The following is a 15326-nucleotide window of genomic DNA, read 5'->3' on the forward strand; positions in this document are numbered from 1 at the left end:
GACTCCCCATGAGCCACCCCACCCGCCCCACCCTCCACCGGCTGCGCAGCAGCCGGACCGCCCTGCTCGCCGCCCTCGGCCTGCTGACCGCGTCCGGCGCCACCGCCACCGTACTGTCCACCTCGGCGGGCGCCGCCTCGGCCGGCTGCAAGGTCGACTACCAGGTGTCCAACCAGTGGGACACCGGCTTCGGTGCCAACGTCGCCGTCACCAACACCGGTGACCCGCTGAGCTCCTGGACCCTGGAGTGGACCTTCGCCGGCAACCAGCAGGTCACCCAGGGCTGGAACGCGACCATCAGCCAGTCGGGGGCCGCCGCCACGGCCCGCAACGTCTCGTACAACGGCAGCCTGGCGACCGGCGGTTCCACCTCCTTCGGCTTCAACGGGTCCTACAGCGGCGCCAACCCCGTCCCCACCGCCTTCAAGCTCAACGGCGTGCCCTGCAACGGCTCCACCACGACGCCCACGACGACCCCGACCGATACGCCCACGAGCACGCCCACGAGCACCCCGACCGGCACGCCCACCACCCCGACCGGCACCCGCGTCGACAACCCGTACGCCGGCGCGAAGGTCTACGTGAACCCCGAGTGGTCCGCGCACGCCGCCGCCGAGCCCGGCGGCGCCAAGGTCGCCGGCCAGGCGACCGGCATCTGGCTGGACCGGATCGCCACGATCGCCGGCGCCAACGGCAGGATGGGGCTGCGCGCCCACCTCGACGAGGCGCTGCGCCAGAAGGGCAACGGCGAACTCGTCGTCCAGCTGGTGGTCTACGACCTGCCCGGCCGGGACTGCGCCGCCCTCTCCTCCAACGGCGAGCTCGGCCCGACCGAGATCGACCGGTACAAGACGGAGTTCATCGACCCGATCGCGGCCGTCCTCGCCGACCCCAAGTACGCCGGCCTGCGGATCGTCACCACCGTGGAACTCGACTCGCTGCCGAACCTGGTCACCAACACCACGCCGCGTGCCACCGCCACGCCCGCCTGCGACGTGATGAAGGCCAACGGCAACTACATCAAGGGCATCGGCTACGCGCTCAAGAAGCTCGGCGCCATCCCCAACGTGTACAACTACGCCGACGCCGGCCACCACGGCTGGCTCGGCTGGGACGACAACCTCGGCCCCTCCGCCGAGCTGTTCAAGCAGGCGGCGACCGCCGAGGGCTCCACCGTCGCCAACGTCCACGGCTTCATCGTCAACACCGCGAACTACAGCACGCTCAAGGAGAACAACTTCACCATCGACGACAGCGTCAACGGCACCTCCGTCCGCCAGTCCACGTGGGTGGACTGGAACCGCTACGTCGACGAGCTCTCCTACGCGCAGGGGCTGCGGGCCAAGCTGGTCTCGCTGGGTTTCGACCCCAAGCTCGGCATGCTGATCGACACCTCGCGCAACGGCTGGGGCGGCACCGCCCGGCCGGCCGGGCCCGGGCCGCGGACCGGCGTCGACGCCTATGTCGACGGCGGGCGCTACGACCGGCGACTGAACACCGGGAACTGGTGCAACCAGGCGGGCGCGGGCCTCGGGGAGCGGCCGCAGGCGGCCCCGGCCCCGGGAATCGACGCGTACGTCTGGATGAAGCCTCCGGGCGAGTCGGACGGGGCCAGCAAGCAGATCCCCAACAACGACGGCAAGGGCTTCGACGGGATGTGCGACCCGACGTACACCGGCAACCCGCGCAACAACAACCACATGTCCGGTGCGCTGCCGGACGCGCCGCTGTCCGGCGAGTGGTTCTCCGCCCAGTTCCAGGAGCTGCTGAAGAACGCCTACCCGGCGCTGTGACGCGGAGTTGAGCACCCCGGCCGTCCGGAGCCCCGCGCGGCTCCGGACGGCCGGGGGCTCCGGACGGCTCTGGGCGGCTCCGGACGGCCCAACGCGACCCAACGCGGCCCAACGGCCCAGCGCGGCCCAACGCGGCTCCGGGCCGGTCAGGAGGACTGCCGCACCACCAGCTCCGTCGGCAGCACCAGCCGGGACGGCTCCGCCTCCTCGCCCGCGATCTGCCGCAGCAGGAGCCCGGCCATCATGCGGCCCATCTGCTCGATCGGCTGGCGGACGGTGGTCAGCGGCGGGTCGAGGTGGCGGGCCACCGGCGAGTCGTCGACGCCCACCAGCGCGACGTCGCCGGGCACGTCCAGCCCCCTGGCCCGCAGGACGGCGAGGGCCCCGACCGCCATCAGGTCCGAGGCCGCGAACACCGCGTCGAGATCAGGGCGGCGATCCAGCAGTTCCCGCATCGCCCGGCGGCCTCCCTCCTCCGTGAAGTCCCCTGCGGCGACGAGGCCCTCGTCCACCGGCAGGCCGGCCGTCGCAAGCCCCTGGCGGTAGCCGGCCAGCCGGCCCTCGGCGGCGTCCATGTCCGGCGGGCCGGTGATGGTGGCGATGCGACGCCGCCCGCGCCCGGCCAGGTGCTCCACCGCCGAACGGCCGGCCCCCACGTTGTCGGAGTCGACGTACGCCACCGGCTCCTGGGGCGAACGGCGTCCGTTCAGCACGGTCGGCAGGCCCAGCGCGCGCACCTGGTCCGGCAGCGGGTCGTCCCGGTGGACGGACACGAGTAGCACGCCGTCCACCCGCTGGGCGGCGAGGTACTGCTCGAAGCGCTGCCGCTCCTGCTCGGTGCGGATCAGGGTGAGCAGCAACTGCTTGTCCGCCGCACCGAGTTCGGCGCTCACGCCGCGGATGATGTCCAGGAAGTACGGTTCCGCGAACAGTCGGGCCTCCGTCTCCGGCACGACCAGCGCGACCGCGTCCGTCCGACTGCCGGCCAGCGCCCGGGCCGCCCGGTTGGGCACGTAGCCCAGTTCCACGATGGCCCGGCCCACCGCCTCCTTCGCCTGTTCGCTCACCCGCGACGAGCCGTTGATCACTCGGGACACCGTGCCGCGCCCGACCCCGGCCCGGGCCGCGACCTCCTCCAGGGTCGGCCTTCCGGTCTGCCGTCCGCCCACTGCCCACGCGCCTTCTGTCGCCGCCACCGGTCTCGCACCCGCTTGGCAGAGGATCGTAGGTCACCTGGGCCCGGCACCGCCACGGACCGTCCGGGTTCAGGGCCGCGTCGACCGGCCGACCGCCGGCACCTCCGGGCATTTCGGCCTCTTCTCTTGACATCGGATCAGCTGAGGCAGGAACCTTCCGGATATGGAGTGGGAGCGCTCCCACACCGGCCTCCGGGAGCCGCCACCGGTGGTCCCGCCACCTCCGACCCGTGGGAACAACGGCTTCCTCCGCAACGCCCTCGGTAACACCTTCACCATCGGCGTGATCTCCACCACGTCCGAAGGCCGAACCTCCTCACCGTTGGAGCAGCCCGTGCCCGTTCCCCCTTCCCGTCCCCTCCCGGCCGCCACCACCCCGCCCCGGTTCCCGGCCGGCTTCCTCTGGGGCGCGGCCACCTCCGCCTACCAGGTGGAGGGCGCCGTCGACGAGGACGGCCGCACCGCCTCGATCTGGGACACCTTCTGCCGCACCCCCGGCAAGGTCTTCCAGGGCCACGCCGGCGACATCGCGGTCGACCACTACCACCGCTTCCGCGAGGACGTCCGGCTGATGGCCGAACTCGGGCTGACCGCGTACCGCTTCTCCGTCTCCTGGCCGCGCGTCCAGCCCACCGGCCACGGCCCGGGCGTCCAGCGGGGCCTGGACTTCTACCGCCGCCTCGCCGACGAACTGCGCTCGCACGGCATCGTCCCCGTCGCCACGCTCTACCACTGGGACCTCCCGCAGGAGCTGGAGTCCGCCGGCGGCTGGCCCGAACGCACGACCGCCGAGCGGTTCGCCGAGTACGCCGCGCTGGTGGGCCAGGCCCTCGGCGACCGGGTCGGCCACTGGACCACCCTCAACGAGCCCTGGTGCAGTGCCTTCCTCGGCTACGGCTCCGGCGTCCACGCCCCCGGCCGCACCGACCCGGTGGCCGCCCTGCGGGCCGCCCACCACCTCAACCTCGGTCACGGCCTCGCCGTCTCGGCGCTGCGCGGCGTGCTGCCCGCCGACGCCCAGGTGTCCGTCTCGCTCAACCTGCACGCGCTGCGCCCGCTCACCCCCTCCGCCGCCGACCAGGACGCGGTGCGGCGGATCGACGCCGTCGGCAACCGGGTCTTCCTCGACCCGATGCTGGAGGGCGCCTACCCGGAGGACCTGCTGGCCGACACGGCCCACCTCACCGACTGGTCCTTCGTCCGAGCCGGCGACGAGAAGGAGATCCACCGGCCGCTGGACTGGCTGGGCGTCAACTACTACACGCCCACCGTCGTCTCCGCGACGGCCGAGGACGCCTCACCCGACCGCGAGGACGGCCACGGCGGCGGCTCGTCCTCGCCCTGGCCGGGGGCGGACCGGGTCGGCTTCCATCCGGCGCCGGGCGAGCGGACCGCGATGGGCTGGGCCGTCGACCCCACCGGCCTGCACCAGCTGCTGACCGACCTCGCCCGCCGCCACCCCGACCTGCCGCTGATGGTCACCGAGAACGGCGCCGCCTACCAGGACGAGGTCGGCGCGGACGGCACGGTCCACGACCCGGAACGCACCGCCTACCTCCACTCCCACCTGGCGGCCCTCCACCGGGCGACGGCCGACGGCGCGGACGTGCGCGGCTACTTCGCCTGGTCCCTGCTGGACAACTTCGAGTGGGCGTACGGCTACGACAAGCGCTTCGGCCTGGTGCACGTCGACTACCCCACCCAGACCCGCACCCCCAAGTCCAGCGCGCGCTGGTACGCCCGGGTGGCCCGGACCGGCGAGCTGCACCCGCCGGCCGGCGGGTAGCGCCTCCGCGAAGGAGCCGTGCGGACGCGGCCGGTGCCGGGCGGCCTGCCCGGCGCCGAGCCGGACGGCGGACCGGTGCGCCGCCGCAGCCTCGGCTCGGTGCTCGCCGTGTTCGTCACCCTGTACGTCCTCCACGTGGGGATCGAGGCGGGCGTCGGCGGCTGGGAGCCCACCCAACCGGAGACGGTCGGGTACACCGCCGGGATCGCCGCGACCGCCACGTCGGTCTACTGGCTGATGATGACCGTCGGCCGCTTCCTGGTCGCGCCGATCGCGCTGCGCTTCTCGCCCCAGGCCATCATCACGGTGTCCAGCGCGGGAATGACCGTCTGCCTGCTCCTCGCGGCGGGGGCGGGCGCGGGCAGCCGTCCGTCGCCCCGCGTTACCGGGCTTCCGGCTGGTGGACGTTGACGATCCGCTCGAAGAAGTACTCGTGCTTGAGGAAGGAGACGTCGTACTCGTGGCCCGGGTACGGCGGGATCAGCTGCGCGGCCTGGAACAGCCGCCAGCCGTCCCACAGCGCCTCCACCCCGCTCCCGTACGGCGGTTCGTCGCTGTCGCCCGTGGTGGGCGAGGTGCGGCCGGTGCCGTCGTAGCGCGTCCAGCCGACCACGTGCGAGTCCAGCCGGGAGTCGGCCAGGTAGAGCACGAGCACCTGCTGGCGCAGCACGGCGGCCTCGCCGGTCCGTGCGGTGGGGGTCGTCGCGGTCGTCATGCCACCTTCTCCTTCGGGCGGTTGGAGACCCTGGTCACCCAGTGGTCGAGGTCGTAGCCCGGATTTCCGGTCAGCTCCCGCCACAGCAGGACGCGGTTGTACCGCTCCAGCCGACCGGTCGCCCACTCGTACCACGGGAAGACCGCGTCCAACTCGGCGTTCACCAGCGGGTCGTGGAGGTCGGAGGTGTCCCACAGCAGCTGCTGGCGGACCCTCGGGTTGAAGCGGATCTTGAACATGTAGCGGACGGTGTCGCTGTCGTTGCGGCGGCCGCCGTGCCACAGGCCGTGGTGCAGAAACACCACCGTCCCGGCGGGGCAGACCAGGCGGTCCTGGCCGCGCAGGTTCTGGTAGCGGCCGGTGTCGGACTCGTTGGTCCGCCGCAGGTGGCTGCCCGGCACGCTGAGCGTTCCGCCCATCTCCAGCGTCACGTCCTGCGGGTAGTACATCAGCTGCACGTCGAACGCGTCCGGCCGGACGTCGATGATCGCGTCCCCGTGCAGCGGCTGCGCCGAACCGCCGCGCGGCTCGCGGACGTGCACCGCATGGTGGTCCACCCACGGCTCCGGGCCGACCAGGCTGCGCACCGCCCCGGCCACCTGCGGAAGTTCCAGCAGGCGGCGGACGAACGACCCCTCCGCGTACGACTGCGACACCGGCGTTCCGTACGGCACGTCCGGCACTCCCGCCGCCAGGGCCGCCAGGCCCTCGGCGTTCATCTCCGCCGGAACCACGGCATCCAGCCGCAGCGATCCCCGCGCCACGAAGCGCGCCATCTGCACCGACGACAGCAGTACTTCCGTCTTCTCCATGGCTGCCACGCTAGGTCCGGTCGACCCGCCACCGCGTGGGCCGGGTTCACCCTCCACTGGTCTGTTTTCACCATCGCCCGCGAGTGGTACAACTCGTGGCCATGCAGACAGTCCTCGCCCGTCTCGACGAGCCACCGGCCCTCGCCGACGTCGGCATCGGCGTGCACGGACCGGCCGGCCACGTGGACGTGTTCTCGCTGGCGGACCTGTGGCAACTCCACCTCTACCGCTACCAGGCCGACCTGGCGGTGGACGGCACCCCGCACAGCATCCGGCCCGGCCATGTCAGCCTGGTGCCGCCCGGCTCCGAGGTCCGTTACCGCTACCGCGGCCGCTCCGAGCACTTCTACGTCCACCTGCGCCTCGGCACCGCCGGAAACCCGCACCGGATCCCCGTGATCCAGGCCGCCGGAGCCGAACTCGACCCGCTCACCGCCCGGCTCCGCCAGGCGCTGGCCGCCTGGCCGCACACCCCCGCCCGGGCCGCCGCCGAGGTCTGGTCCGCGCTGTGGCGGATCGCCGTACTCACCCCTCCCGGCGAGCCCGGCCGCCCGACCGTCCACCCGGCGCTCTCCACCGCCACCGCCCTGATCGAGGCCCGACTCGCCGAACCCCTCACCGTCCCCGAGATCGCCCGCGCCGCCGGCGTCTCGCACAACCACCTCACCCGGCTGTTCCGCGCCGCCACCGGGGAAACCGTCGTCGGCTACATCCGCGCCCGCCGAATGGAACGCGCCCGCCACTTCCTGCGGGCCACCACCCTCTCCATCCCCGCGATCGCCGCCTCCGTCGGCATCCCCGACCTGCACGCCTTCAACAAGACCTGCCGCCGCGAACTCGGCGCCTCCCCCCGCACCATCCGCACCGCCCGGCCCGGGCCCGGCACCACGCCCGCCCGGTAGCCGCCCGACCGCCCGCGGCCGCAGCCGCAGCCGCAGCGCGCCTGACGAGGGCGCCGTCGAAGGCCGGGCCGCCGGGGGTGGTGCGGACGCCGAAGTCGGGCACCGCCGCGGGGCGCAGGTCGGCATCGACCGGCGTGGTGCCCAGGCCTGCCGGTCGGTCTACCGGGCCCCACGGCTTGCCGTCGCACTCTGGACAGTGCCGACACGCCGGGGCTATAAACGTGGCACACCTGTCGGCGGCCGGTCTTCACGCTCTCCGCGCTCCGACGGCCCCTTCGCCGCCCCCTCACCGGCCCCTCTGCGCCGCGTGCCCGAAGGCAGATTTGTTAGCGCTAACAGATCGATGCACGAGCCGATCTCCTCCGCCCCACCCCGGAAGGAACAGGTCACTCGCGATGCCGTACTCCCCCCTGAGCCGCCGCAGCCTCCTCAAGGCGACCGGCGCTCTTGCCCTCACGCCGGCCGCCGGCCTCGGCCTCGCCCCGACAGCCGCCGAGGCGGCCGCCGTCGAGGTCTCGGCGTTGCCGTTCGACCTCGGCCAGGTCCGGCTCACCACCGGTCGGTGGCTCGACAACCAGAACCGCACCCTGGCGTACCTGCGCTTCGTCGACGTCGACCGCCTGTTGTACAACTTCCGTGCGAATCACCGCCTGTCCACCAATGCCGCCACCGCCGGCGGCGGTTGGGACGCCCCGACGTTCCCCTTCCGCACCCACGTGCAGGGGCACTTCCTCAGCGCGTGGGCCCAGGCGTACGCGGGCGCGGGCGACACCACCTGCCGTGACAAGGCCACCTACATGGTGGCCGAGCTCGCCACGTGCCAGGCCGGAAACGCCGCCGCCGGGTTCACCCCGGGATACCTCTCGGGCTTCCCCGAAACGGACTTCGCCCGGCTGGAGTCCGGTTCGCTCAACAACGGCAACGTGCCGTACTACTGCGTCCACAAGACCATGGCCGGACTGCTCGACGTGTGGCGCCTCATCGGCAGCACCCAGGCCCGGGACGTCCTGCTGGCGCTGGCCGCCTGGGTCGACCGGCGCACCGGCGCGCTCACGCAGGGTCAGATGCAGGCGCTCATGGGTACCGAGTTCGGCGGAATGAACGCCGTCCTGGCCGACCTCCACCTGCAGACCGGGGACAGGCGCTGGCTCACGGTCGCCCAACGCTTCGACCACGCCGCCGTGTTCGACCCGCTGGCCGCCGGCCGGGACGAGCTGAGCGGCCTGCACGCCAACACCCAGGTCCCCAAGTGGATCGGCGCCGTCCGCGAGTACCTGGCCACCGGAACGGCCCGCTACCACGGCATCGCCGCGAACGCGTGGACGATCTGCACCACCGCGCACTCCTACGCCATCGGCGGGAACAGCCAGGCCGAGCACTTCCGCGCGCCGGGCGCGATCTCCGCCTACCTGACCAACGACACCTGCGAGCTGTGCAACTCGTACAACATGCTCAAACTCACCCGTGAGCTCTGGCAGTTGGACCCAGGCCGAGCCGCATACTTCGACTTCTACGAGCGCACCCTGCTCAACCACGTCATCGGCGCCCAGAACCCGGCCGACCCGCACGGGCACGTCACCTACTTCACCCCGCTCAGGCCCGGCGGCCGCCGCGGCGTGGGCCCGGCCTGGGGCGGCGGCACCTGGAGCACCGACTACGACAGCTTCTGGTGCTGCCAGGGCAGCGGAATGGAGTCCAACACCAAACTGGCGGACTCCGTCTACTTCCACGACGGCACCACCCTCATCGTGAACCTGTTCGTGCCCACCGTCCTCACCTGGGCCGAACGGGGCATCACGGTCACCCAGACCACCGCGTACCCGGCACAGGACACCACCACGATCCGGGTCACCGGCAGCGCCGGCGGCACCTGGTCGATGCGCGTCCGCATTCCCGGTTGGACGTCCGCCGCCACCGTGAGCGTCAACGGCACGGTGCAGAACATCGCCACCACGCCGGGCACCTACGCCACCGTCACCCGCTCGTGGACCTCCGGCGACACGGTGACCGTCACCCTGCCCATGCGTGCCGCGCTCCGGGCCGCCAACGACAACCCGGACGTCGCCGCGGTCACCTACGGCCCCGTCGTGCTGTGCGGCGACTACGGCAGTACCGATCTCGCCGCGCTCCCGGCCCTCGACCCGGCGTCGATCGCCCGGACCGGCTCGTCCGGCCTCGCCTTCACCGCGACCGCCAACGGCTCGTCCGTCGCCCTCGTCCCGTTCCACGAGGCACAGGGCTTCAACTACACCGTCTACTGGAGTACCAGGAGCAGCGGGTTCCGTCTGCTCAACGCGGGCAGCGGGCTGCTGCTCGGCATCCGGGACATGTCCACGGCCGACGGCGCTCCCGCCCTCCAGTGGGGCGACAACGGCACCGCCGACCACGACTGGGCGCTCGTGGTCGACGGCACCGCGTTGCGCCTGCGCAACGCCAACAGCGGCAGGGTCCTGGGCGTGCAGGACATGTCCACCGCCGACGGCGCCCAGGTGCTCCAGTGGTCGGACAGCGGAACCGCCGACCACCGGTGGTCCGTCGTCGAGGCGGCCGACGGCGCGCACGGACTGCGCAACGCCAACAGCGGCAAGCTGCTCGGCATCGCCGGCGGCTCCCTCGCCCAGGGGGCGCCGGCCGTGCAGGTCGCGGACACCTCTTCGCCGACCGGCCGGTGGTGGTTCGTGCCGACCGGCACGCGGTGCATCCAGAACGCGGCCAGCGGCCTCGTGCTCGGCGTGCTGGGCATGTCGACCGCAGACGGTGCGACGGCGATCCAGTGGGACGACAACGGCACCGCCGACCACCTGTGGACCGCGGTGGTCGACACCGGCGGCTACCTGCGACTCAGGAACTCCAACAGCGGCAAGGTCCTCGCCGTCGAGGGCGGCGGCACGGCGAACGGCGCCAGGATCGTCCAGTGGGCCGACGACGGAGCCGCCGACCACCGGTGGCGCCTGCGGCACGGCGGCGGCGACACCTTCCGCCTCCAGTCGGCCGTCAGCGGCCGAGTCCTGGGAGTCTCCGGGGCGTCGACCACCGCGGGTGCCCAGGTCGTCCTGTGGGACGACAACAGCACGGCCGACCACCTCTGGCGCTTTCTCTGACCGGGCCGAGCCACGGGCGGGCAACGGGGCGGTCCCTCGCTCCTCCGGCCGGGCCCGCACCCTCCGGCACACCGACCTGCCGGGACGCCCACCGACGCCTACCGCACCGGTGCCTCCCTCGCCAGGAAGGAATCTCGCGAGCCGCGGCAACCTTCCCGGGGCCGGTGGCAACCAGGTGTCGTCCGGGCAAGCGGTCCGGTCAGAGGCAGCGGCCGAAAGAGAGCACCGACATTTCCCCTCGCCCGCCCACGCCCTCGGAGGCGTCTCCCGCCGGCGCCCGCGCCCGCCGCGGCCTCCCGTCGTTCGGCTCGAAGACTCCGGGGCAGCCACAGGCGCACCGTCGCCGTCGGCTGGTCCACCGCCGGAGCTTCTGGGCGGCCGTCGGCCTTGTTGTCGTGGGCGGCTCCGTGGTCGTGGTCAACACGGCCTCAGCGGGAACCGTGGACACGAAGGCGTGGTACGTACTGGTCAACCGCAACAGCGGCGAGGCGCTGGACGGCCTCAACTACGCCACGAACGACGGTGCGGCGGTGGTGCAGTGGAGCCGTCACGACGGGACCAACCAGCAGTGGCGGTTCATCGACGCGGGTGACGGCTACTACCGGCTGCAGAACCGCAACTCCGGCAACGTGCTGGACGACTACGGCTGGTCGAAGACCGCCGGTTCCACGATGGTGCAGTGGCACGATCTGAACGGCACCAACCAGCAGTTCCGCCCGGAGAAGTCCTCGGACGGCTACCTGCGTCTGATCAACCGCCACAGCGGCATGGCCCTCGAGGTCCAGGACGGATCCAAGGCCGACGGGGGCCGTGTCGCCCAGTACCACGACTGGGGCGGCGCCAACCAGCAGTGGCAACTCGTCCCGGCCGGGAGCATCGCCGGCACCGGCAGTGCGGGGGGCTCCGGCAGCACCGCCACACCCATCACGTCTGCCACACCCACCACGCCCGCCGCGTCCACCACGCCCGCCAGGCCGGGCAGCAGCGTTCCGACAGGCCAGGCGCCGAGCGGCACCCGCCCGCCCTCGCCCTCCGCGTCCGCGTCCGCGTCGCCGTCGGCCTCATCTCCTCCCGCCGGTGGCAGCGGCGGCGCCTCGGCGACCCGTTTCATGGGCAGCGGCACGGTCCTCATCGGCGGCTCGATGAACGACGCCTCGGCGACCGCCGCGCCGTTCGACGTGCGGTACAACTACGTGCACAGCCAGCCCGCGCCCTCGTCGGACTACTACACGGCCGCGCGCTGCAAGGCCGAGTGGTCGAGCTGGTGGGGCTGCTGGAGCGGCGAGACCACGGCGCCCGGCTTCTACGTGACCTGGGGCGACGACCACGTGGCCCAGGCGACGTACCAGGGCAAGCCGCGCCCGCAGAAGTACTTCTGGACCTGGTACTCGCTGCGCGACCTCGGGGACCTGGCCGGCCAGGGCGACGGTCCGGGCGAGGTCGTCGCCATCAACAGGACCGACCTGCTCACCCGCTACATGAACGACTACCGCTTCTTCCTCCAGAAGATCGGCACGTCGCAGGACATGATCGACATCGAGCCCGACTTCTGGGGCTACGTCCGCTCCCTCGGCAATCCGCACAAGGTCGCCGCGCAGGTCACGGCCTCGAACCCGACGGACTGCGGATCGCAGGAGAACAGCGCCGCCGGCCTGGCCGGTTGCCTGATCGCGATGGCGCACAAGTACGCGCCGAACACGGGCGCGGGGCTCCACCTCACCTGCTGGGACTGGACGACCAACATGCAGGGCTGCGCCAAGGACTACACGGAGCTCGGGGCGAAGAACGCCGACTTCCTGGTCGCCGACGTGGTGGACCGGGACGCGGGCTGGTACGCGAAGCCGGAGCACGGCGGCCGTGACACCTTCTGGAACGACCAGAAGGCCGCCGCCGAGCTGGGGTGGTACCGGACGATGGCCGAGTCGGTGGGCAAGCCGGTGGTCCTGTGGCAGATCCCCGTGGGCAACATGGCGCAGAACAACACCCTCAACCACTACAAGGACGACAAGGTCGACTGGTTCTTCTCGCACATGGACCAGGTGGCCAACGCACACGTCGCCGCCCTCCTGTTCGGTGCGGGACATCAGGAACAGACCGGAGTCGAGTCCGACGGCGGAAACCTGATCAACAAGACGATCGCCTACCACAACGCGGGCGGTACGCCGCTCAAGTAGACGCACGCAGTCGGCCGAGGCGTCCTCGGCGGGCCGGCTGCGGTCGATCCGCGCCCGCGTGCCCGGGCCCGGTCCTTGCGGACCGGGCCCGGGTGCGCCGCGGCGTGCGGCCACCTCGTCGAGCAGTTCGCCCGCGGCTGCGGCCCGGGCGGCATTCCACCCGGAGAAGCCGTGGCCGGACTGCAGGCCCCGCGACGTCGGGCCGCGCTCCGCAACCGCCACGCGGCCCGTTCGACCCGAGGGGTCCCCCGGAGCGTCGGTCCGTGTCAGTAGCCGTAGATCATCTTGTAGGCGACCTCGGGCAGGAACTGTCCGGCGGTGGATCCGGCGCCGACGCCGCAGTTGCCGTCGGACTCGCCGGGTGCCTTGATCCACAGCAGCATCTCGGCGCCGCCGCCGACCTGCGAGGGCCGGCCGGTGCGCCGCCCCGCCGGGTTGCACCACGCGCCGTTGGATCCGTTGCCGTTGCGGCTGGTGTCGATGACGTAGGGCTTGGTGAAGCCCTTCGCGGACCTCAGGGCCGCGTTGACGGCATTGCCGTAGGAGGTGTTCTCCGCGGTGGTGACGTAGTTCGACACGTTCAGCGAGAACCCGTGCGCTCCGCTCACCCCGGCCGCGGCCAGGTGCCGGGCCATGGTGTCGGCGCTCAGCCAGGCGGGGTTGCCTGCGTCGAGGTAGACCCAGGTGTTCGGGGCCTTGGCGTTGAACTGCGCGATGGCGTTGCTCAGCAGGGCGTTGCGCTCGGTGATCTGGGCCGCGTTCATGCAGCTCTCGTCGCCGAGCGAGTCGGGTTCGAGGATGACCACCGCCGGCCGGTTGCCGATGCCGGCGGCGAAGGCGGCGATCCAGGTCCGGTAGTCGGCGGCGCTGCCGGCCCCGCCGCCGGACTGGCCGGCGCAGATGTCGCGGTTGGGGATGTTGTACGCCACCAGGACGGGCAGCTTGCGGTTGGCGGCGGCCGCGCCGACGAAGGCGCCGGTCGCCGTACCGATGGTGCCGCTCCAGTTGCCGAACCAGCGCGCCGTCGGCACGTCGGCGATCGACGACCGGATGGCGGGCGCCCGGCCGTCGGCCGGGTTGGCGTTGACCCACCGCCGCGCGGAGGAGTCGGGGTCGACGTAGAAGCCGCTGGTCATGGTGGTGGGGTCGGCGGCGTGGGCGGTCCCGGGGTGGAGTGTGAGAAGGACGGCGCTCAGCACTGGGGCCATGAGCAGGGAGCGCGTACGGAGCAATCGGCGCATGGTGCTTCCTCCACGGGGTGGGGGTGGGGGATGGGAGGGTGGAAGCGCTTCCTGCTTCCAGATGATTGGGGCACTCCGAACCCGGCGTCAAGACGCCTGCCGCAACTGCTTCTTGTTGTCACGCAGGCTGGCAATCAGCCGGAGTCCGCGCCGTCCGCGCGGAAGCCGAGCCCTGTCGGCCCGCCCTGTGGAAGCGCTTCCACTCCGCGGAAGCGAGTGAGTTCGGTCGATTGCCCTGGCGGCACGGGATGTCCGTGGAACCATGGGTCCGGAGAGCGCCCGCCGGTACCAGGAGGATCAACCACCGCCATGGAGACGTCCCCACCACGCCGGCCGACGCTGGACGAGGTCGCCGCACGGGCCGGTGTGTCACGCACCGCGGCCTCCCGGGTGATCAACAACGTGCCGTACGTGAGCGCCGCCAAGCGCGCCGCGGTGGAGCGGGCGGTCCGCGAGCTCGGCTACGTGCCGAACCCGACCGCGCGGGCGCTGGCGACCCGGCGCGCGGGTGCCGTCGTGCTGGCGGTGTCCAGCGACGAGCCCGGCCTGTTCGCCGACCCGTTCTTCGCCGAGGTGACGGTGGGCGTCAGCTCCCACCTCGAACAGACGGACCTGGAACTGGTCCTGTTGCTGGCCAACACGCCCCGCGGCAAGGAGCGCCTGCGGCTGATCCTGAGCTCCCGCCGGGCGGACGGCGTGATGCTGATGGCGGTGCGCGGCAATGACCCCCTGGGCCGACTGGCCGAGGAGACCGACCTGCCCGTGGTCTTCGGCGGCCTGCCACTGACGGGCACGCCCCGGTGGTACGTGGACCCGGACAACCGGGGCGGCGCGCGCCTTGCCGTCGAACACCTGCTGCGCGGCGGACGCCGGAACATCGCGATGATCACCGGGCAGGTCGACCTCCAGGCCGCCGTCGCCCGCGAGCAGGGCTTCCGCGAGGCACTGGTCCTGGCCGGCCGGTCCGCCGCCGGCGTGGCGTCCGGCGACTTCACCCAGGCCGGCGGCGAGGCCGCGATGGAGCGGCTGCTCGCGGACCGTCCGGACGTCGACGCGGTGTTCACGGCCAACGACGGCATGGCGCTGGGAGCGCTGCGCGCCCTGCGCCGGCACGGCCGACGGGTGCCCGAGGACGTCGCGGTCGTCGGCTTCGACGACCTCGCCGGCGCCCTGTACGCCGACCCGCCGCTGACGACCGTGCACCAGCCGGTGCGCGCACTCGGACTGGAGATGGCACGGATGCTCGTGGCCGTCATCGACGGCCGGGACCCGAGCCCCCTCGTCCTCCCCACCCGCCTGACCGTCCGCGAGTCCGCGCCCCCGACCGCCGGCTGACCTCACCCGAAACAGACCCCGCCCCGAACGCGCCTGCCCCGCCCTCCGCCGTCGCCCCCGCCCGACGGGCGATCCGCGCGCCGCGGCCGAGCCTGCCGGGGGCGACCGGGCATCGGGGCGGCGATCGCCCCCGCCCCAGCTGGCGAACCGACTCAACTGCCCCTGCTGCACCACCCCTTGACAGTCTCTCGTCGAGGGAGCAGGGTTCCGGGTTGGGAGCGCTCCCACGCCTCGGTCGGCGCTCCGGAGCCCCCATCGGGCCGAGTTCACC

10 protein-coding genes and 1 pseudogene are annotated in these 15326 nt (G+C 72.5%); 7 read left to right on the plus strand and 4 right to left on the minus strand.

Annotation, left to right across the window (positions count from 1 at the left end):
* The first annotated feature begins 8 nt into the window (after nt 1-8).
* On the plus strand, nt 9-1793 hold the full coding sequence (locus tag ACGFZP_RS27815) for a glycoside hydrolase family 6 protein (protein WP_392938247.1): 1785 nt from the start codon (nt 9-11) through the stop codon (nt 1791-1793).
* Nucleotides 1794-1939: 146 nt separating this feature from the next.
* Here ACGFZP_RS27815 and ACGFZP_RS27820 read toward each other — a convergent pair whose 3' ends face one another.
* Complete coding sequence (locus ACGFZP_RS27820; RefSeq protein WP_392938249.1) at nt 1940-2962, minus strand: LacI family DNA-binding transcriptional regulator; 1023 nt, start codon at nt 2960-2962, stop codon at nt 1940-1942.
* Between the two features lie 361 nt (nt 2963-3323).
* Here ACGFZP_RS27820 and ACGFZP_RS27825 point away from each other — a divergent pair, with 361 nt between their 5' ends.
* Nucleotides 3324-4775, plus strand: coding sequence for a GH1 family beta-glucosidase (locus tag ACGFZP_RS27825; protein WP_392938252.1), 1452 nt, complete (start codon nt 3324-3326; stop codon nt 4773-4775).
* A 30-nt stretch (nt 4776-4805) separates the two neighbouring features.
* A pseudogene (locus tag ACGFZP_RS27830) lies at nt 4806-5171 on the plus strand (MFS transporter); the annotation flags it as partial.
* Here the strand turns inward: ACGFZP_RS27830 and ACGFZP_RS27835 are convergent.
* Both ACGFZP_RS27835 and ACGFZP_RS27840 read right to left on the minus strand, forming a co-directional pair.
* Nucleotides 5158-5490 (minus strand): hypothetical protein, encoded by a 333-nt coding sequence (locus ACGFZP_RS27835; RefSeq protein WP_392938255.1) that lies wholly within the window; start codon nt 5488-5490, stop codon nt 5158-5160. The pseudogene ACGFZP_RS27830 and the gene ACGFZP_RS27835 overlap by 14 nt on opposite strands.
* Complete coding sequence (locus ACGFZP_RS27840) at nt 5487-6302, minus strand: phytanoyl-CoA dioxygenase family protein (RefSeq protein ID WP_392938258.1); 816 nt, start codon at nt 6300-6302, stop codon at nt 5487-5489. The genes ACGFZP_RS27835 and ACGFZP_RS27840 overlap by 4 nt, the downstream gene beginning before the upstream one ends.
* Nucleotides 6303-6403: 101 nt before the next feature.
* Between ACGFZP_RS27840 and ACGFZP_RS27845 the strand changes: the two genes are divergently transcribed.
* From ACGFZP_RS27845 to ACGFZP_RS27855, 3 genes are all read left to right on the plus strand, one after another.
* Nucleotides 6404-7204 (plus strand): helix-turn-helix domain-containing protein, encoded by an 801-nt coding sequence (locus tag ACGFZP_RS27845; RefSeq protein ID WP_392938261.1) that lies wholly within the window; start codon nt 6404-6406, stop codon nt 7202-7204.
* Nucleotides 7205-7599: 395 nt separating this feature from the next.
* Entirely contained in the window at nt 7600-10305 is a 2706-nt protein-coding gene (locus ACGFZP_RS27850) for a beta-L-arabinofuranosidase domain-containing protein (RefSeq protein WP_392938264.1), read from the plus strand.
* Nucleotides 10306-10745: 440 nt separating this feature from the next.
* On the plus strand, nt 10746-12479 hold the full coding sequence (locus ACGFZP_RS27855; protein WP_392938266.1) for an RICIN domain-containing protein: 1734 nt from the start codon (nt 10746-10748) through the stop codon (nt 12477-12479).
* Between the two features lie 266 nt (nt 12480-12745).
* Here the strand turns inward: ACGFZP_RS27855 and ACGFZP_RS27860 are convergent, their stop codons facing one another.
* Nucleotides 12746-13720: a glycoside hydrolase family 6 protein gene (locus ACGFZP_RS27860; RefSeq protein ID WP_392938269.1), complete on the minus strand. Its 975-nt coding sequence runs from the start codon at nt 13718-13720 to the stop codon at nt 12746-12748.
* Nucleotides 13721-14029: 309 nt separating this feature from the next.
* Here ACGFZP_RS27860 and ACGFZP_RS27865 point away from each other — a divergent pair, with 309 nt between their 5' ends.
* The gene (locus ACGFZP_RS27865; RefSeq protein WP_392938272.1) at nt 14030-15055 is read left to right on the plus strand and encodes a LacI family DNA-binding transcriptional regulator; all 1026 of its coding nucleotides are present in this window, start codon (nt 14030-14032) and stop codon (nt 15053-15055) included.
* Nucleotides 15056-15326 lie beyond the last annotated feature (271 nt).

It is taken from the genome of Kitasatospora sp. NPDC048239 (assembly GCF_043202015.1).
Taxonomy (GTDB): Bacteria; Actinomycetota; Actinomycetes; order Streptomycetales; family Streptomycetaceae; genus Kitasatospora.

Excerpts from the sequence above, each read along its gene's own strand:
- ACGFZP_RS27815 (WP_392938247.1), top strand. The coding sequence starts at position 9 with ATGAGCCACCCCACCCGCCCCACCCTCCACCGGCTGCGCAGCAGCCGG.
- ACGFZP_RS27835 (WP_392938255.1), bottom strand. The coding sequence starts at position 5,490 with ATGACGACCGCGACGACCCCCACCGCACGGACCGGCGAGGCCGCCGTG.
- ACGFZP_RS27840 (WP_392938258.1), bottom strand. The coding sequence starts at position 6,302 with ATGGAGAAGACGGAAGTACTGCTGTCGTCGGTGCAGATGGCGCGCTTC.
- ACGFZP_RS27845 (WP_392938261.1), top strand. The coding sequence starts at position 6,404 with ATGCAGACAGTCCTCGCCCGTCTCGACGAGCCACCGGCCCTCGCCGAC.
- ACGFZP_RS27850 (WP_392938264.1), top strand. The coding sequence starts at position 7,600 with ATGCCGTACTCCCCCCTGAGCCGCCGCAGCCTCCTCAAGGCGACCGGC.
- ACGFZP_RS27860 (WP_392938269.1), bottom strand. The coding sequence starts at position 13,720 with ATGCGCCGATTGCTCCGTACGCGCTCCCTGCTCATGGCCCCAGTGCTG.
- ACGFZP_RS27865 (WP_392938272.1), top strand. The coding sequence starts at position 14,030 with ATGGAGACGTCCCCACCACGCCGGCCGACGCTGGACGAGGTCGCCGCA.